The organism is Pseudoalteromonas tetraodonis, from assembly GCF_002310835.1.
GTDB classification, from domain to species: Bacteria; Pseudomonadota; Gammaproteobacteria; order Enterobacterales; family Alteromonadaceae; genus Pseudoalteromonas; species Pseudoalteromonas tetraodonis.
Genome location: NZ_CP011041.1, coordinates 1,195,097 through 1,213,041, shown reverse-complemented (window position 1 = coordinate 1,213,041; position 17,945 = coordinate 1,195,097). Strand labels below are relative to the sequence as shown.

Annotated in this window: 19 protein-coding genes; 11 read left to right on the top strand and 8 right to left on the bottom strand. The window is 40.6% G+C overall.

Annotated elements, in window-relative coordinates; all coding sequences use genetic code 11:
- Nucleotides 1-175: 175 nt before the first annotated feature.
- On the bottom strand, nt 176-670 hold the full coding sequence (locus tag PTET_RS05695; RefSeq protein WP_013464582.1) for a LabA-like NYN domain-containing protein: 495 nt from the start codon (nt 668-670) through the stop codon (nt 176-178).
- Between the two features lie 139 nt (nt 671-809).
- Between PTET_RS05695 and PTET_RS05690 the strand changes: the two genes are divergently transcribed.
- Entirely contained in the window at nt 810-1,433 is a 624-nt protein-coding gene (locus PTET_RS05690) for a hypothetical protein (protein ID WP_013464581.1), read from the top strand.
- Complete coding sequence (locus tag PTET_RS05685; protein ID WP_013464580.1) at nt 1,433-2,179, top strand: DUF3307 domain-containing protein; 747 nt, start codon at nt 1,433-1,435, stop codon at nt 2,177-2,179. The genes PTET_RS05690 and PTET_RS05685 overlap by 1 nt, the downstream gene beginning before the upstream one ends.
- A gap of 69 nt (nt 2,180-2,248) precedes the next feature.
- On the opposite strand, the gene PTET_RS05680 is transcribed toward PTET_RS05685, so the two are convergent.
- Both PTET_RS05680 and PTET_RS05675 read right to left on the bottom strand, forming a co-directional pair.
- A complete protein-coding gene (locus PTET_RS05680; RefSeq protein WP_013464579.1) occupies nt 2,249-3,646 on the bottom strand; it encodes a DEAD/DEAH box helicase in 1,398 nt (465 codons plus the stop codon).
- Between the two features lie 171 nt (nt 3,647-3,817).
- Nucleotides 3,818-4,657 (bottom strand): isopenicillin N synthase family dioxygenase, encoded by an 840-nt coding sequence (locus tag PTET_RS05675; RefSeq protein ID WP_013464577.1) that lies wholly within the window; start codon nt 4,655-4,657, stop codon nt 3,818-3,820.
- Between the two features lie 425 nt (nt 4,658-5,082).
- Between PTET_RS05675 and PTET_RS05670 the strand changes: the two genes are divergently transcribed.
- The gene (locus PTET_RS05670) at nt 5,083-6,285 is read left to right on the top strand and encodes a bifunctional alpha/beta hydrolase/OsmC family protein (protein ID WP_013464576.1); all 1,203 of its coding nucleotides are present in this window, start codon (nt 5,083-5,085) and stop codon (nt 6,283-6,285) included.
- 70 nt (nt 6,286-6,355) lie between these two features.
- Here PTET_RS05670 and PTET_RS05665 read toward each other — a convergent pair whose 3' ends face one another.
- Nucleotides 6,356-7,102, bottom strand: a complete 747-nt coding sequence (locus tag PTET_RS05665; RefSeq protein WP_013464575.1) for an alpha/beta hydrolase — start codon at nt 7,100-7,102, stop codon at nt 6,356-6,358.
- 129 nt (nt 7,103-7,231) lie between these two features.
- On the opposite strand from PTET_RS05665, the gene PTET_RS05660 reads away from it, so the two are divergent.
- Nucleotides 7,232-7,555 (top strand): hypothetical protein, encoded by a 324-nt coding sequence (locus tag PTET_RS05660; protein WP_013464574.1) that lies wholly within the window; start codon nt 7,232-7,234, stop codon nt 7,553-7,555.
- 35 nt (nt 7,556-7,590) lie between these two features.
- On the opposite strand, the gene PTET_RS05655 is transcribed toward PTET_RS05660, so the two are convergent.
- Nucleotides 7,591-8,190 carry a pentapeptide repeat-containing protein gene (locus tag PTET_RS05655; RefSeq protein ID WP_013464573.1) on the bottom strand — a complete coding sequence of 200 codons (600 nt, stop codon included), beginning with the start codon at nt 8,188-8,190 and terminating at the stop codon, nt 7,591-7,593.
- An 89-nt stretch (nt 8,191-8,279) separates the two neighbouring features.
- Nucleotides 8,280-10,058, bottom strand: a complete 1,779-nt coding sequence (gene aspS, locus PTET_RS05650) for an aspartate--tRNA ligase (RefSeq protein ID WP_013464572.1) — start codon at nt 10,056-10,058, stop codon at nt 8,280-8,282.
- A 237-nt stretch (nt 10,059-10,295) separates the two neighbouring features.
- Between aspS and PTET_RS05645 the strand changes: the two genes are divergently transcribed.
- On the top strand, nt 10,296-11,144 hold the full coding sequence (locus PTET_RS05645) for a DUF72 domain-containing protein (RefSeq protein WP_013464571.1): 849 nt from the start codon (nt 10,296-10,298) through the stop codon (nt 11,142-11,144).
- A gap of 27 nt (nt 11,145-11,171) precedes the next feature.
- Nucleotides 11,172-11,669, top strand: coding sequence for a M48 metallopeptidase family protein (locus PTET_RS05640; protein ID WP_013464570.1), 498 nt, complete (start codon nt 11,172-11,174; stop codon nt 11,667-11,669).
- A gap of 212 nt (nt 11,670-11,881) precedes the next feature.
- Here PTET_RS05640 and PTET_RS05635 read toward each other — a convergent pair whose 3' ends face one another.
- The gene (locus PTET_RS05635; protein WP_008111638.1) at nt 11,882-12,565 is read right to left on the bottom strand and encodes a DUF3334 family protein; all 684 of its coding nucleotides are present in this window, start codon (nt 12,563-12,565) and stop codon (nt 11,882-11,884) included.
- A 116-nt stretch (nt 12,566-12,681) separates the two neighbouring features.
- On the opposite strand from PTET_RS05635, the gene cmoA reads away from it, so the two are divergent.
- The 5 genes from cmoA to PTET_RS05610 all read left to right on the top strand — a co-directional run bounded on the left by cmoA (nt 12,682) and on the right by PTET_RS05610 (nt 17,038).
- Entirely contained in the window at nt 12,682-13,407 is a 726-nt protein-coding gene (cmoA, locus tag PTET_RS05630; protein ID WP_008111640.1) for a carboxy-S-adenosyl-L-methionine synthase CmoA, read from the top strand.
- Between the two features lie 15 nt (nt 13,408-13,422).
- Entirely contained in the window at nt 13,423-14,391 is a 969-nt protein-coding gene (gene cmoB, locus PTET_RS05625) for a tRNA 5-methoxyuridine(34)/uridine 5-oxyacetic acid(34) synthase CmoB (protein WP_013464569.1), read from the top strand.
- Nucleotides 14,392-14,587: 196 nt separating this feature from the next.
- On the top strand, nt 14,588-15,640 hold the full coding sequence (gene purM / locus PTET_RS05620; protein WP_013464568.1) for a phosphoribosylformylglycinamidine cyclo-ligase: 1,053 nt from the start codon (nt 14,588-14,590) through the stop codon (nt 15,638-15,640).
- Nucleotides 15,640-16,287, top strand: a complete 648-nt coding sequence (gene purN, locus PTET_RS05615; RefSeq protein ID WP_013464567.1) for a phosphoribosylglycinamide formyltransferase — start codon at nt 15,640-15,642, stop codon at nt 16,285-16,287. Before purM ends, purN begins: the two co-directional genes overlap by 1 nt.
- On the top strand, nt 16,241-17,038 hold the full coding sequence (locus PTET_RS05610; protein ID WP_244186386.1) for a DUF3108 domain-containing protein: 798 nt from the start codon (nt 16,241-16,243) through the stop codon (nt 17,036-17,038). Before purN ends, PTET_RS05610 begins: the two co-directional genes overlap by 47 nt.
- A 112-nt stretch (nt 17,039-17,150) precedes the next feature.
- Here the strand turns inward: PTET_RS05610 and PTET_RS05605 are convergent, their stop codons facing one another.
- Nucleotides 17,151-17,915, bottom strand: coding sequence for a class II glutamine amidotransferase (locus tag PTET_RS05605; protein ID WP_013464565.1), 765 nt, complete (start codon nt 17,913-17,915; stop codon nt 17,151-17,153).
- Nucleotides 17,916-17,945: the final 30 nt, after the last annotated feature.

Below are 17,945 nucleotides of genomic sequence, written 5' to 3'. Positions count from 1 at the left end.
TACTAATTGATTCTTAAAATTACCATAATCATCCACTAAACCCAATTTATTACCGCCATAAAAAAAGCCTAAATTAGGCTTAATTAATCTATGCACCCGCTGTATTAAAAATGCTCATGTTGAAGGTGGGCATTCTGCTCAAAATTACACCGAACCAACGCAGCGCTTATACTTTTTAAAGTAGTAACTGATTGTCAATTAAATGAAATTGCTCAGCACTTTGCTTAAGTACCTCTGCGGTTAATTTATCAGCACCGTATACATCACACGAAACATTGTATTGATTTTTTAAGTGCCCAAGTAATAACGCAAAGTCACCGTCACCCGAGAGTAAAATAACCTTATCAAGCTGCTTTCCCTGCTCTAGCATATCTATGGTTATACCTACATCCCAATCGCCTTTGGCACTGCCGTCACGGCGTTGAATAAAGGGTTTTAGTTTTACTTCAAAGCCAATAGCGCGCAAAATATTTTGAAACTGATTTTGCTTTTCATCACCTCGGTATATTGCATAAGCAAACGCACATTCAATATCGTATTGTTGCTCTATCATTCGCCAAAAGGCATTGTAATCAAAGTTTTTACCGTAGCTTTCGCGACAGGTGTAATAAATATTTTGTACATCGACAAAAATACCTACACGAGGTTTGCTGCTTTGTTGTGAGGTCATTATTATGTCCTAATGAGTAATACTTGCAATTGCGTGTTAAGTAACCTAAATTAGTTACCAAACCCAATGTAACCAAATACGGTTACATTTTAAGATGTAACCAAAATTAGTTACATATAAATAATCTATCTGGATTTATATGATTGGTGTGATCAGCGGCGATATAATTAAATCGCAAAAAATACCTAAACAACAATACGATGCCATGCTTTATCAGCTAGAGCAAAGTTTACGTGCAAATTGTAATAAAACAACATCTTGGGATATTTACCGTGGGGATGCATTTCAGCTGCAAGTAGAAAAAAGTGAACGGTTAGTTACCACCGCTATTCTTATCTATCTACAGCTCAAATCTGCCGGCTATGAATTGCGCCAAAGCATGGCATTGGGACACATAGATAACCCTGGTACGAGTATAAAAACTGCTACAGGCTCTGCATTTACTCTCTCTGGTCATGAGCTAGATAAAATGACAAACCAACGTTTTACATTTGCTATTGCAAAACAACCAGTTGATGAGAGCTTTAAGCTAAACCTAGCGTTTGTCGATGTATTACTGTGTAAAATAACCCAAAAACAAGCAAATGCTTTGTATGTATATTTAACCCATACTAATAACAACCATGCAGCCTTAGCTAATGAGCTCAACACCAGCCGCGAAAACGTTACTAAGCTGCTTAACCTTGCTAACTATCAGCTGATAGAACGATTTATTTTACATGCACAACAACAGCTTAAAAGCATACAGCAAGGACATGACTAATGGAATTTTCAATATTGCTCGTCGCACTGATTATTAGCCACTTACTCGCTGATTTTTATTGGCAACCCATGAGCTGGGTAAACGACAGAAACACCCGTCATTTTAAAGCAAAAAAACTTTACTACCATGTATTGGTTCACGGAGTTACCAGCGCTGTCGTTGTTGCACTTTGGGAATATAGCTTTGGCTGGCAACAACTAAGCAGCGTATTACTGGCCACCGGTATTATTATGATCAGCCACTACTTTATTGATATTGCAAAATCGTATTCAAATAAAGGCGTGGTGCCTTTTTTATTAGACCAAATTGCCCATATCACCGTCCTTGTTGTGATAAGCATTTGGCTCACTGATAATCAGCAATTTACTAACAATTTTATGGCGTTATTGTTCAACGAAAAAGTGCTGTGGGTTATAACTGGTTACCTTATTATTTTAAGTCCCAGTGCGGTATTTATAAGAATGATGTTAGAGCGTTTAACTAATCACTTTTCTAGTGATGGTAGCCTCCCTTTAGCAGGACAAAGTATTGGTATGCTCGAACGAGTACTTATGCTGACATTTATTTTATTAGATCAGTTTGCTGGGCTTGGGTTTTTAATTGCCGCCAAATCCGTGTTTAGATTTGGCGACTTAAGTGCCAGCAAAGATAAACAACTCACGGAATATGTGATGCTAGGCACGTTACTGAGTGTTAGCGTTACGCTGTTTGTTGGCCTAGGCATTAATTACTTACTGATAAATTAAAAACAAAAAAGCGCTAACCTTAAAGCTAGCGCTTTTTTTGCAGCTGCGTTTAACTAAACGCAGTGACAATTAGTCGTTATTTGCTGGACGACGACGGCGCTGACCAGTGCCCCCTACCGATTGGCGTTTTGCCCAAGGGTTTTGTGCATTCTCGTCTGTTTTTGCTGCTGGCTTTTTAGAACCACCACGACGTGGGCCTGTACCATTGCCACCATTGTTAGGCTTTTTGCTATTAGGTTTGCTGCTATCAGATTTAGGCTTATTAAATGGTTGTTTTTTCTTTGGCTTTTTAGCAGGCAGTGGGCGAGCATCGAGGGCGCGCTCAGCAACAGGGTTAGCCGGTTCAAAGCCTTCTTCTTCAGCACGAGGAATTAACTCGCCAATAAAGCGTTCAATACCGTATAAATCCACTGCATCGTCGACCGTTACAAACGAAATGGCATGCCCTGATGCACCCGCACGACCAGTTCGGCCAATACGGTGAACATAATCTTCATATACATTAGGTAAGTCGTAGTTAACTACGTGTGGAAGCTCAACAATATCTAAACCACGGGCAACAATATCGGTTGCCACTAATACGCGCACTTCACCACTTTTAAAGCCTTCCAATGCTTTAACACGTGCGCCCTGAGATTTATTACCATGGATTGCTGCGCCAACAATATCATCACGTTCCAGTTGCTTAACTAAACGGTTAGCACCGTGTTTAGTACGGCTAAATACCAGTACTTGTTGCCAATTGTTGCTACGAATTAAATGGCTTAATAAGGCCGTTTTACGCGCTTTATCTACTGCGTACACGCATTGAGTCACGCTTTTAGCAGTCGTGTTTTTGGCAGCGACTGAAATTTCAACCGGATCGTTAATTAACCCTTTGGCCAATGCACGAATGTCGTCAGAAAAGGTTGCTGAGAACATTAAGTTTTGACGTTTTTCAGGCATTTTTGCAATTAAGCGTTTAATGTCGTGGATAAAGCCCATGTCTAACATACGGTCGGCTTCATCTAAAACCAGTACTTCAATGCTATCAAATTTAACCGCGTTTTGATTGTGTAAATCAATTAAACGCCCAGGTGTGGCCACTAAAATATCAACCCCTTTACGCAGGCGCTGCATTTGTGGGTTAATTTTTACACCACCGTAAACCACAAACGAACTCACATCAGAATGCTTAGCGTATTCTTCAACGTTTTCGCTTACTTGCAACGCAAGCTCTCGGGTTGGCGTTAAAATAAGCGCACGTACATGATTACTTTTTGCTTTAGTGCCCGACGATAAACGCTCAATTAGTGGCAAAGTAAAACCAGCGGTTTTACCGGTACCTGTTTGTGCTGCGGCCATTACATCGCGACGCGCAATAATTGCTGGGATAGCTTGAGCCTGAATAGGCGTTGGCGTTTCATAGCCCTTTTCTAAAACCGCATTAACTAAAGACTGTGATAAACCTAAACCATCAAAACTCATATAAACTCTCTATTTCAAATTAGGCCAAAGTGGCCAGTTGCGCGCATTATACCTTTAGTAGCTCAGAATGCATGCCATTATTTACTTTGTGTCAAATCAATACACACAAATACTAAAAAAGCGGCTAAACAGCCGCTTTTTATTTACCTGAGCATTACATATGCTAAAGGATTATTTTACACCTAGCTCACGTAAACGCTCTTGTAAGTAGCTATCTGCTGTGTAGCGTTCAGATAACACCACATCTGGACGAGGATGCAAAAACAAAGGTAATGAAATACGTGATTTGGTTGTTGCTTTACCTGATGGATTAATTACACGGTGAATCGTTGATGGGAAATAGCCACCTGATGCTTCTTGTAGCATGTCACCAATATTAATAATTAAACTACCAAAATCACATGGCACATCTAACCAACCGCCATCGGTTTTTTGTACTTGTAAACCTGGCTCGTTTGACGCTGGTAATACAGTTAATAAGTTAATATCACCGTGCGCAGCAGCACGAATAGCACCTGGCTCTTCATCACCTGTCATTGGCGGGTAATGTAAAATACGTAACAACGTTTGCTCAGACTGGGCAATCATATCTTTTAAATCGATAGAGAACTTAGCACGGACTTCTTCAGGCGCTTCAGCCTGAACCCAGCTTAATAATGTTGCCGCAAACTCATTAGCTAAACGGTAGTACTCACGCACATCAGCCTCTAGTTGTGCAGGAACACGGCCTTTAGGGTAAACATGAAAGTACTCTTTAATGTCTTTTACTGTATGGCCTTTAGCAACTTCTGATACCGACGGTGGAAAATAGCCATCTTGCGTTTCTTTTGAAAATAAAAACTCATGCTTTTGCTCTGAGTTAAAAAAGTCTTGCCAATTTTTATAAATAGACTCAACTAAAGATTGCGGAATAGGATGGTTTTTTAATACGCCAAAACCAGTATTTCTCAACGATTCAACAAATTGCGCAGCCGCATCGTCCGCTTTATAATCAACTGTAGGTAATTGCATGGTACATTCCAGTAAGTAGGTTGTTAGAAGCCATTTACCAATTCGCTTGAGTGTAGGTATATTTAACGATAAAAAAATAAAGTTCTAACTAAGCAAAAAATTATATCTAGTTGTTCTAAATAAAATTTTTTTAATAACGTTAGAAAATGATTTAAACCGTTAAATTATTCAAATATTTATACGAATTGGTATTACATTCAAATATAGCTGAACTACTTAATTCAAGTAATAAAGACTGCATTTTTATGCTGTGCGAGGATAGACAAACCCCTTTGAAATTATAAGGACATATGTCCGCACTCAATTGGCAAGCCCTTTCTAGCTTGATCGAGATCAAAATAATGCCAATATTGAATTTTCATCCCACCGTACCAATCTCTTATTTATCAGCACCACACACTTTATCAATTAGTTAAGGTATTCTCATGCGACAAAAAGTCTCTTTTAAAAGCGGTGAATTAGAACTTGCTGGACAACTTGAACAGCCCTCTGGTGAGGTGAAATTTTATGCCTTATTTGCCCACTGTTTTACCTGCTCTAAAGATGTAGCGGCTGCAACACGAATAAGCCGCGCACTCACTCAGCAAGGCATTGCTGTATTACGCTTTGATTTTACAGGGCTTGGTAATAGCGATGGTGACTTTGCCAACAGTAACTTTTCATCAAACATTCAAGATTTAGTGGCTGCTGCCAATCACTTAAGAACACACTTTAAAGCACCTCAGTTATTAATAGGTCACAGCTTAGGTGGTGCTGCGGTGCTTGCAGCAGCAGAGCACATACCCGAAGTGTCAGCTATTACGACTATAGGCGCGCCATCAGATGCCCAGCATGTTACTCATAACTTTGCTGCTCATTTAGATGAAATAAACCAATCGGGTGAAGCAAAAGTGTGTTTAGCTGGGCGTGAGTTTACGATTAAAAAGCAATTTATAGATGACATCGCCAAATACGATAACAGCCATATAGGCAAGCTTAAGCGTGCTTTGTTGGTTATGCACTCTCCTATTGATGCCACCGTGAATATTAGCGAAGCCGAAAAAATTTACGCCGCTGCCAAGCATCCAAAAAGCTTTATAAGTTTAGATAATGCCGATCACTTACTCAGCAATAAAGAAGACGCTAACTACGCAGCCGATGTCATTGCTACGTGGGCTAATCGCTATGTTAAATACGAGAAAACACCCTATAGTGCAAAATTAACTAACGGCAGTGTATTAGTTGAAGAAAAAGATCATCAATTCACTCAGCACGTGAGTACTAAAAACCATACATGGCTTGCTGATGAGCCTACTGATGTTGGTGGTAAAAACTTAGGCCCAGACCCTTATGATCATTTACTCGCTGGGCTTGGAGCGTGTACTGCAATGACACTTCGCATGTATGCAAGTCGCAAAGAGTTACCGCTAGAGCATATAAAAGTAGAGCTTAACCATACCCGCAATTACAACCAAGATTGTGATGATTGCGAAAAAACCGGCAATTTAGAGGCTATTACTCGCAAAATAACCTTACAAGGAGATTTAACTGACGCTCAGCGAAATCGATTACTCGAAATAGCCGATAAATGCCCTGTGCATAAAACGCTACATAATAGCCCTTTGGTGGTGAGTGAACTGGTAGAGTAACTTAAAACTAAAATAGCGCAGTAGGCCTGCGCTATTTTTAGGATTTTAATTTAAAAGCTGACTGTATCGTTTAATTTTCTAAAAACGCCGCTACCTCTTTACTCATTCTATCCACCAGCCATTTAGGGCCGCCATCGTACATATCGTTATGACGTGATTCTGCTATCAACGTTTGTGTAACAGGATAAACAGTTAACTCTTGGTCGGTTAAAAGCACGTTCACATCGGCTGGGTAATCACTACCTCGAAGTGTGAGCACATGTATGTTTTTATTGCGTGGCAATAACATGCGGCGGTGATCGAGCGTAATTAATTGGCTTACTTCACTTGGATAAATAGCTGTATACAAGGCTGAGATATCCCCACCATTTGAGTGGCCAAATAAAGTGAGTTTTGTAAAATCATACTCAGGGTATTTAACACTTAGCTCATTAACTAAAAATTTGAGGGTTACAACACCCCGGTGCCAATTTTCCATACGAGTAGTTAGGTATGGCTGCGCACGATTAAGCGCAGGGTCACTTTTAAGCTCATGTGCTACCGCGATGCTTAAATAGCCTTGCGCATTAAATAACTTACTTACAAAGGTATATTCATTGTGGCTAATGCCGTACCCCGCATTTACAAATACCACTGGGCATTTTACTTGCGCGCTGCACTTAAGGTGGTTAGTTGGTAGGGTAATATTTACAGGTATAGAGCGATTACGACTATCATCAATGATTGCATCGTCTTGGGCATAACTTGATGATGCAAATAGCGTAGTACTTAAAGTAAGCGCACTTAATATTAAACGCTTTTTTATAATTTTTAACATGCATTTCATTGTATTATCTATATATTTTTAACTAGTATTAATTTTTATTATAAAGGTTAGCGCGCGCCTTTGCTAATTTGTGCGATAATAGCGATTATTGTTTTACTATTATCGCAAAAGAATCCATTCATGAAATCATACAGCAGCATTGAACAGCGCATCAATATTTTACAAAGCAGAATTGAAGCCTACCAAGAAGAAATTAAAGTGTTACAAGCCGAGCCGAAAAGTAACAACGAACGCATTATTTTTAAGTTTATTGAAACCGGCAGTACAGGTAAAACCAAAGACTTTGTGAGAGAGCTTGGGATTAAATCACCGCGTGATAGCTTATATTCATCTGGTGATGTAACTAAACTGATTAAAGATGGCGCTGATGATATTTCGCCTGAGCTACTGAGCATAGCCCGCGCACTTGCTAGTGCACGTAACAAAAATGGCCCTGCTTGCTAATAGTAAATATACGTATTAGCCGTAAGCTCTTGCGGCTAATCAACCAGCTCGATATCAAGTCCTGTTAATAGATTTAACGCTTCAAGCCGTTCAAACTTTGCATTACTCACATCATTGCTTGTTATATCAATATTAAATTGCGTTGCGCCAACAAAATTTGCTTTTCTCACATTAGTTTGATGAAACAGGCTGTCTCTAAAGTCAGTATCCGAGAAGTTGCTTTGAGCTAAGTTAGCGTGTCTAAAATCGACATCTTTGGCAAAACAGTTCGTCATTGTTAAGGCTTTTAACTGTAATTCAAAAAACGAACTATGGCTCAGCTCACACTGTTTAAAACTCACCGGTGACGTTAGCGCTAATTGCGGCCAATTTACTTGCCCCCACACTATGCTATTGAGCTTACAATTTGCAAAGCTCACCTCTTCTAAGGAGCTGTAATTCCAATTAAGTTCAGTCAAATTACAGTTAATAAATTCACACTCTATAAACCGACAGGCACTAAACTGGCTGTGACTAAAATCGCAATCAATAAACTGACATTGTTCAAACTCAATATCGCTAAAGCGCTTTGCATTTGCTGTAAAGTTTGAAAATGACTGATCAAAATAATGACTATCTTTAAATAACTCGCTCATAAAAATAAAGCACCTAAATTGGGTTATGCCAAACAAAAAACCCCTTAGGTATTCAGCCTAAGGGGTTTTAATCTAACTAAAAGCTAGCTTTATTCTGCGCTTGGTAATTCTTTCTCAACTACACTAATAGCAAGCTCTGTCAGCGAATCGCTGTTTGCTTTGCTAGGCGCATCGGTTAATAAACACGATGCTTGTGTGGTTTTAGGGAAAGCAATAACGTCACGAATGTTATCAGTACCACATAACAACATAACTAAACGGTCTAAACCGAACGCTAAACCTGCATGCGGCGGTGTGCCGTATTTAAGTGCATCAAGTAAGAAACCAAATTTATCTTGCTGCTCTTGCGCTTCAATACCTAAAATTCTAAATGCCGCTTCTTGCATATCTGCATTGTGAATACGTACCGAGCCACCGCCCACTTCGTAGCCGTTTAATACCATATCGTAAGCATCTGAAATAGCCGCTGCTGGGTTTGCTTCAAGCTCACTGGCACTAATATCTTTTGGTGCAGTAAATGGATGGTGTACAGCGTGTAATGTGCCTTCGTCATCTTCTTCAAACATTGGGAAGTCAACAACCCAAAGTGGTGCCCAGCTATCTAAATTAGTGATTTCTAAATCAATACCAATTTTTAAACGAAGTGCGCCCATGGCTTCATTTACCGTGTTGCGTTTATCCGCACCAAATAAAATGATATCGCCTGTTTGTGCATTAGTACGTTCAAGTAACTGCGTGATCACATCTTCATTTAAGAATTTAGCGATTGGCGATTGCACGCCCTCAACGCCTGCATCGCGGTCATTTACTTTCATCCATGCTAAACCTTTAGCACCGTAAATACCGATAAACTTAGTGTAGTCATCTAGTTGCTTACGAGAAAGTGATGCACCACCTGGTACCGTTAGTACTGCAACACGGCCTTTTTCATCATTTGCTGGACCCGAGAATACTTTAAACTCTACGTCTTTTACTAAATCGGCTACATCAATTAGCTTCATTGGGTTACGTAAGTCTGGCTTATCAGAACCATATAGGCTCATTGCCTCAGAGTAAGGCATAATTGGGAAATCACCTAAATCAACATTTAGTAATGACTGCCACATTTCACGGATCATTTTCTCTGTCATGCCACGTACTTGATCAGAGCTCATGAACGAGGTTTCTAAATCTATTTGAGTAAATTCAGGTTGACGGTCAGCACGTAAGTCTTCATCACGGAAACATTTGACAATTTGGTAGTAACGGTCAAAACCCGACATCATCAACAATTGCTTAAATAACTGTGGCGACTGCGGTAATGCGTAAAAGCTACCTTTGTGTACACGACTTGGTACTAAATAATCACGCGCACCTTCTGGCGTTGCTTTAGTTAATACTGGCGTTTCGATATCTAAAAAGCCATTTTCATCTAAAAAGCGACGTACAAAGCTGCTTGCTTTAGCACGTAATTTAATACGGTCGCTCATTTCTAAACGACGTAAATCTAAGTAACGGTATTTTAAACGACGCTCTTCTGAGTTCACTTGGTTAAAATCAAGTGGCATAGGCTCAGAGCGGTTAATAATCGTTAAACCCGTGCCTAAAATTTCTACTTCACCGGTAGCCATGTCTTTATTTACTTGGCTGTCTGGTCGAGCGCGTACAATCCCTTTTAACTGAACACAAAATTCTTGACGAAGTTTGTTAGCTGTTTCCATTAATCCTTCAACTTCCGGATCGAATACAACTTGTACTAAACCTTCTCTATCGCGTAAATCGACAAAGATAAGTCCACCAAGGTCACGTCGTTTGTTGATCCAGCCACATAGTTCAACTTCCTGATCTACGTGAGTTTTATTTAGCTGTCCGCAGTATATAGAGCGCATAGTTTTCCTGTCAGATAAAAGGCATATAGCGGTTAAACACTGTTGTTTTAAAAGTTTTTATAAACACCAAAATGAAAATAAAACCGCTAGCAATTCAAAATAATCAAATTAAGCCCTGCATTATACCCAAGTAGGTTGAAGATGCTAGGGCGTGTTTACCTTTCGAGGTTGAATTTACAGCGCACTGTTTTGTTATTTGTTACACTACAGGCACTTTATAACAAGGCTTTTGTTTGTATGCTATATATTGGATGCCCGCAGTGGTCGAGCAGCGCATGGAAAGGAAATTTATTTTCACGCCAGTGTAAAAATGCCGATATGCTTAGCGAATATGCGCAGCATTTTAATTCGGTAGAAGGTAATACTAGCTTTTACGCCGATCCCTCGCCTGACACCGTATTACGATGGGCTGCCAGTGTACCTGATGAGTTTAAATTTACCTTTAAATTTCATCGGCGCTTTAGTCACGAACTCCAACTTACTAACGTGCAACATGAGCTAACTAATTGGCTTAATTTATTCGCCCCTCTATTTGAAAAAACAGGGCAAATAATGCTGCAATTACCTAAGGCGTTTGCGCCACAACATTTAGCTAAGCTTGCCGCTTTTATTGAGTTACTTCCTAAAGAGCTAAACTATGGGGTTGAGGTACGCCACCCTGATTTTTTTAAAAAAGGTGAGGCCGAAATCGCACTTAATCAGCTTTTAATGGCAAATAATATAAACCGTATTGCTATGGATACTCGGGCGCTCTTTGCAGTAAAGCCAACCACCGAAGCGCTAATAGACGCACAACAGAAAAAACCGCATTTACCAGTTCACGCTATTGCTACGGGCTCGCAGCCTATGGCACGTTTTGTTATTGCTGATTTAGAAAACGATTATAAGACCTTTTATCAGCCTTGGCTTAGCAAAGTAACTCAGTGGCTTGATGAGGGCAAAAGTCCTTATGTGTTTTTTCATACCGCTGATAACCGCGAAGCGCCGCTGCTTGCTCGTCAGTTTTGCCAAGATTTGGGGTATAATCACAATGTACTCAACCCATTTAGTGGCGAAAAAGAAGCCCACCAGCAAGCACTTTTTTAAAAATAAATTCAAAATACAGAGACAATAATGAGTGAATACGCACGTTACTTTACCGGCTACCCTGCCAATATCGTTGAGCAAGTATTAAGCCTAATAAAAGCAGGAAAAGTAAGTGAGTATTTACTTAAAAAATACCCGCAGGCGCATCGAATTACCAGTGATAAGTTACTGTATAGCTACGCCACTGAGCTTAAAAAGCAGTATTTAAAAAACGCCCCGCCATTTGGACGCGCTGCGTTTAAAAAACAAGGTGATATGGTTACCAATGCACTCGGTACCCACACGTACCGTATGCATGGTAAAACCCGCAAGCACGATTTAGCAATAAACAGCGATTTACTGCGCGCGCCAGAGCCATTATTAAAAGCATTAGTGGTGCACGAACTCGCGCATTTTAAAGAAAAAGACCACAATAAAGGCTTTTATAAACTGTGCTGTCATATGGAGCCACAGTACCATCAGCTAGAGCTAGATTTACGGATTTTTTGTGTGGCTATTGCGATGGGTGAGAATCCGTATAATTGAGCGGTCAGCGGTCAGCGGTCAGCGGTCAGCGGTCAGCGGTCAGCGGTCAGCGGTCAGCCAAAATAATGACACACGAGTTCACAATGAAAGCCCTCGTTAACAAAAAACGCGATATACATCGCGTTTTTATTATTGTCACTTTCTAATCTGACAGCTAAGAGCTTAAAAGCGTGTTAGGTTTCGTTTCACTTAACCCAGCCTACGTAAAAACGTTAAAGCCCTAATTCGGCCATAAAGTCGTCATCGCTATCATCTTGCTTTGGCTGTTTCGCTTTTTCTTTATCCGCTTTTTGCTTAGCCTCATTTTCGATAATATCGTCTGGGTCTATCGCTTCTACAATGTCAAAGTCGTGAAGTTTAATAAACTCTGTTTTATCCATCGCCAATTCTAAATAGAAGATATTTTGATTGCGAGTTGTAAACGTTACACGGCGAGCTTGCGGGCGATCCATAGTGGTATCAACCGATATTTGCACCTGTTTATTAATAGCCATCATTTTTGGCTGATTTTGGGTAATAGAGGTATGCAGTTGTTCACGCACTTTTGACGTGAAGTCGCCCACTATTTGGTTCATCAACTCACCCATCACGTTTGAAACGTCATCAGATAAGTGACTATGCGCGATTTCGTCTTCTGGCATACCCATGTTACGCATATAATCGCCGTAAATTTCCATGGCCGCTTGCGCTGTAAAGTTGGTAACAACTAAGCCGGTAAAGCCCCCGTCAAATAAAACAAAACAGCCTATGTCTGGTCGCATACAAGTACGCGTTATTTTTTGTACCATGGCTGAATAGCTGATCTCGTTGCCGCTGGCTGATGAAAGTACACCCGTTACTGAGTGGCATAATGTTGCTAATATATCGTCGGTACTAATAACCTTACTTTTGCTCATTTAATAATCTCTTTTATACTTATTCTTCATAATTCTAGTCAAGCTACTGAATTTATCACTGACTATCCAGCATAAAATGTTAAAATAGCACTATTATTTTCAAAGAGACTGCCTTCGTGAGTATAAAAGACAGTATTTATGCCTCTGAGCAACAAGTAAAAGACTTTAGTTTTGATCAAAACGTGGTTGAAGTATTTCCCGACATGATCCAACGCTCGGTACCCGGTTACGCCACCATAGTAAGTACCATGGGAAAATTAGCGGGCGAGTATGCTCAGCCAAATTCAAATTTGTATGACCTAGGCTGCTCGTTAGGGGCGGTTACCCTAAGTATGCGCCGTAATATTCAAACAGATAGCTGCCACATTATTGCTGTAGATAACTCACAAGCCATGGTGGAGCGTTGTAAGGTCCATTTACAAGGGTTCAGATCGGACGTTCCTGTAACGGTTACATTAGGTGATATTAACGAGCTTGATATTCAAAATGCCTCAGTAGTAGCGATGAATTTTACTCTGCAGTTTATTCCACCTGCGCAGCGCAAAGCGGTACTTGAAAAAATATACGCTAATTTAAAGCCCGGTGGCGTTTTGCTATTAAGTGAAAAAATTAAAGCCGAAAACGAGCAATGCGATAACTTACTGATTGACTTGCACCACGACTTTAAACGTCATAATGGCTACTCTGAGCTTGAAATAAGCCAAAAGCGTACCGCCATTGAAAACGTAATGCGCCCCGATACACTTAGCACACATACACAGCGTTTAAGCGACATTGGTTTTAGCCAAACGCAAGTGTGGTATCAATGTTTTAATTTTTGCTCAATGGTAGCAATTAAATAATTTAGAGAGTGACACATGTCTGCATGGTTTAACCAATTTTACGCTGCAATTGCACAAAGCCCACTTAGCCACTGGCTAGAAACCTTGCCTGCGCAATTAAAGCATTGGCAACAAGAGGCTAGCCATGGCGATTTGCCTCAATGGCAAAAAGTACTAAAAAACTTACCTGAGGTATCAACAAACCACGTTGATATTGTCAGCAAAGTAGCAATAGGCGCGCCTGGCGAAATGACTGAAGGCGAAAAAAAGCAAACCACGCATTTATTAAAACGAATGATGCCTTGGCGTAAAGGCCCGTTTAACGTTCACGGTATCGATATTAATACAGAATGGCGCAGTGACTGGAAATGGGATCGACTCCTACCGCATATTGAGCCATTAAAAGGCCGTACTGTATTAGATATTGGTTGTGGCTCGGGATATCACTTATGGCGTATGCGCGGTGAAGGTGCACAGTTTGTGGTGGGTATTGACCCATCTGACTTATTTTTGTGCCAGTTTCAGGCAATTAAACACTTCAACCCTGATGAAAACGTGCATTTATTACCATTAGGTGTAGAAGCCCTGCCAGAGCTTAAAGCATTTGATACGGTATTTTCGATGGGAGTACTTTATCACCGTCGCTCACCTATCGACTTTTTAGCGCAATTAAAGGCACAGCTTCGCCCTGGTGGTGAGCTAGTACTTGAAACTTTAGTTATTGAAGGCGATGAAAACACCGTACTGGTTCCGACCGACCGCTACGCAAAAATGCGTAATGTATGGTTTATTCCAAGCACTGCGGCACTAAAGCTGTGGATGGAACGTGTTGGCTTTAAAGATGTGAAAATTAAAGATTGTGCTATTACAACGCTCGACGAGCAGCGTAAAACTGACTGGATGGAAAACGAATCTTTAGTTGACTTTTTAGACCCCGCTGACACCAGTAAAACCATTGAAGGCTACCCTGCACCACTTAGAGCGATACTTACAGCTAAAGCCTAATTTGTAGTATTAATTTTTATTTCCATATTAAAAAGCGCCATTGGGCGCTTTTTTTGTTTACTAATACAGCAACTAGCGGACAAGTGTCCTTGTCTTTAAAATCAAATCCAGATTTCAACTAGCCGCGCCCTTGCAATTGTTGTAAAATACGCGCGTTTCTAAGTAAGCATCAAAACAACTATTTTGAGGAAAACCTGTGAGCGAACAAAAACAGTCTCTAAGCTATAAAGACGCGGGCGTAGATATCGACGCTGGTAATGCACTTGTTGAGCGTATTAAAGGCGTAGTTAAAAAAACTCGTCGTCCTGAAGTGATGGGCGGAATTGGTGGTTTTGGCGCACTTTGCGAAATTCCTGAAGGTTATAAGCAACCTGTACTTGTAGCAGGCACTGACGGTGTTGGCACTAAGTTACGCTTAGCAATTGACCTTAAAAAGCACGATACTGTAGGTATCGACTTAGTTGCGATGTGTGTAAATGATTTAATAGTACAAGGCGCTGAACCCCTGTTTTTTCTAGATTACTATGCAACGGGTAAACTAGATGTAGACACAGCAGCCGACGTAGTAACCGGTATTGGTAAAGGTTGTGAAATTTCAGGTTGTGCCCTAATTGGTGGCGAAACAGCTGAAATGCCAGGTATGTATGATGGTGAAGACTACGACATGGCAGGCTTTTGTACCGGTGTGGTAGAAAAATCAAAAATTATTGATGGCACTAAAGTAGCTGCAGGCGATCAACTTATTGCCCTTGCTTCTAGCGGTCCTCACTCAAATGGTTTCTCTTTAATTCGTAAAGTTTTAGAAGTCTCTAACGCTGATACTAACCAAGTGATTGATGGCAAAACCTTAGGTGAGCACCTTTTAGAACCAACACGTATTTACGTTAAACCATTACTTGAGTTGTTCAAGCAAGTAGACGTGCATGCCCTTTCGCATATTACTGGTGGCGGTTTTTGGGAAAATATCCCACGCGTATTACCTGAATCTGCTAAAGCGGTTGTTAAAGGTAATAGCTGGCAGTGGCCAAGTGTGTTTAGCTGGTTGCAAGAAAACGGCAACATTACAACACACGAAATGTACCGCACATTTAACTGTGGTGTAGGCATGGTGTTAGTTGTACCTGCGGATGAGCTTGAAAATAGCTTAAATATCTTAAAAGATCTTGGCGAGAACGCATGGCACCTTGGTGAAATCCAAGATGCAGTTGCTGGCGAAGAGCAAGTTGAAATTGTAGGTGGTGCTGCGTAATGGCACCCACTCGTCTAGTAGTTTTGATCTCAGGCAGTGGCTCAAATTTACAAGCCATTATAGACGCCTGTGAAAGCGGCGAGATAAACGCCCATATAGCGGCTGTTATTAGTAACAAAGCAGACGCTTATGGGTTAGAGCGTGCAAAAAATGCAGGTATTGCCACACACGTGCTGAGTCATAAAGAGTTTGACTCACGCGAAGCGTACGATGCCCAATTAATGCATATAATTGACTCTTTTGAACCAAATCTAGTTGTATTAGCTGGGTTTATGCGTATTCTAACTCCTAGCTTAGTGCAAAAATATGTTGGAAAAATGTTGAACATTCATCCATCTTTGTTGCCTAAGTATCAGGGGCTGAATACCCACCAAAGAGCAATTGATGCAAAAGACGACATTCACGGCGTTAGTGTTCACTTTGTTACTGAAGAATTAGACGGCGGACCCGTTATTCTTCAAGCCAAAGTGCCTGTATTAGCAGACGATACAGCAGACACGCTCGCTAAGCGTGTGCATGCGCAAGAGCACATAATTTATCCTTTGGTGGTCAAGTGGTTCAGTGAACAACGACTTACGATGGAAGCAGATTATGCAGTTCTTGACGAAAAACAACTTCCTGCACACGGCGCGCACTACCCAAAATAAAAAATTAAGTGCCTGGCTATTATGTGCGGGCACTTTATTACTTCCTACCAGCCTGATTGCAGGTGAGTTAACCCAGTATCAAGCCAGCTACGATATTTTGCGCAAAGGCACTAATCATGGCAAAGCCGAGCGTGAACTAAAAAAACTCGATAATAATAACTACCGAGTCACTTACCACAGCGATATTGAATGGATGATTTTCTCTGACTCACGTCAAGAGTCATCAACCTTTAGCTTTATGAATGATACAGTAGAGCCTATTGATTACACGATGATCCGAACAGGCACTGGGCCTGACAAAAAGTATAAAATTAACTTTGACCGTCTAACCAAAACTGTTACCAGTAACACCAGCGATTACCCGTTAAAATGCCAATGGCATGATAACTTCCAAGATGGTATTTCTTATCAAGTACAAGTTCGTGAAGGACTTAAAAAAGGAAAAACCAGTTTCTCGTTTCCACTGGTTGATAAAAAAGGTAATTGCCGTGACTACGACTTTGAAGTGGTAGAAACCGAAATGATTTCTCTGCCTATAGGTAATGTAGAAGCAGTGAAAGTTAAACGCTTATACGATAACGATAAACGCCAAGCTTTAGCCTGGTTTGCCCCAGAAATGGATTACATGCTAGTGCGCATGTGGAAGGGTGAAAAAGGTGTGGAGCAGTTTGAAGTGCAAATGAAATCGTTTACCGTGATCAATCCACCTGCTTTATCTGCAGAAGTTAAAAGCGAACTAACACCAGAATAAAATGCTTACAAGGTGCTAATAAAAAGCCCAAGTGTGATAACCATAACTTGGGCTTTTCATTTCAATACTTAAATTTGAAACTTTAAGTTGAGTTTCGTTTTACTCTACCAACCTACATTAATTCACCCATTTTAAATAACGCAAACTCTCCTGGCTGCATTTTTTGCCAGCGTTCATCGTTGGTTAGCGGCCTTGTTGCTATAACCGTTACCACATCGTTTGGTGTGGTTTCTTGTTGAAAGTCGACCACCATATCAGCATCAATAAGTGTTGCTTTACCAAATGGCGCACGGCGCGTTATATAATGTAAATTATTAGTACAATACGCTAAAACAAATACACCATCGGTCAATAACATATTAAACACGCCTTTTTCACGTAGCGTATGCGAAAGCTTAGCCGCATATCTAAAAACCGACGCCATATTACTTGGTCGCTGCGGGTACTTTTCACGAATTTTGTCAAGCAACCAGCAAAATGCCAACTCGCTATCGGTATTACCCACAGGTCGATAATATTCAGGTTTTAAATCATGATAATTTGAAAGCTGCCCGTTATGAGCATAGGTTATTTCACGCCCCCACAACTCACGAGTAAACGGATGGGTGTTTTCAAGACACACTCGCCCGCGGTTGCCTTGACGAATATGACTTATCACCGATACGCTTTTAATCGGATAAGCTTTAACTAATTTAGCTATTTCTGACTGGTAACTTGGCTCAGGATCTTTAAAGGTTCTACAACCTTTGCCTTCATAAAAAGTAATGCCCCAGCCATCTTTATGCGGCCCCGTATTGCCACCGCGCTCCAACAACCCTGAAAAACTAAAACAAATATCCGTTGGCACATTGGCTGACATGCCAAGTAATTCACACATAAAATAAATAAACCTTTAAAAAGCTAAACA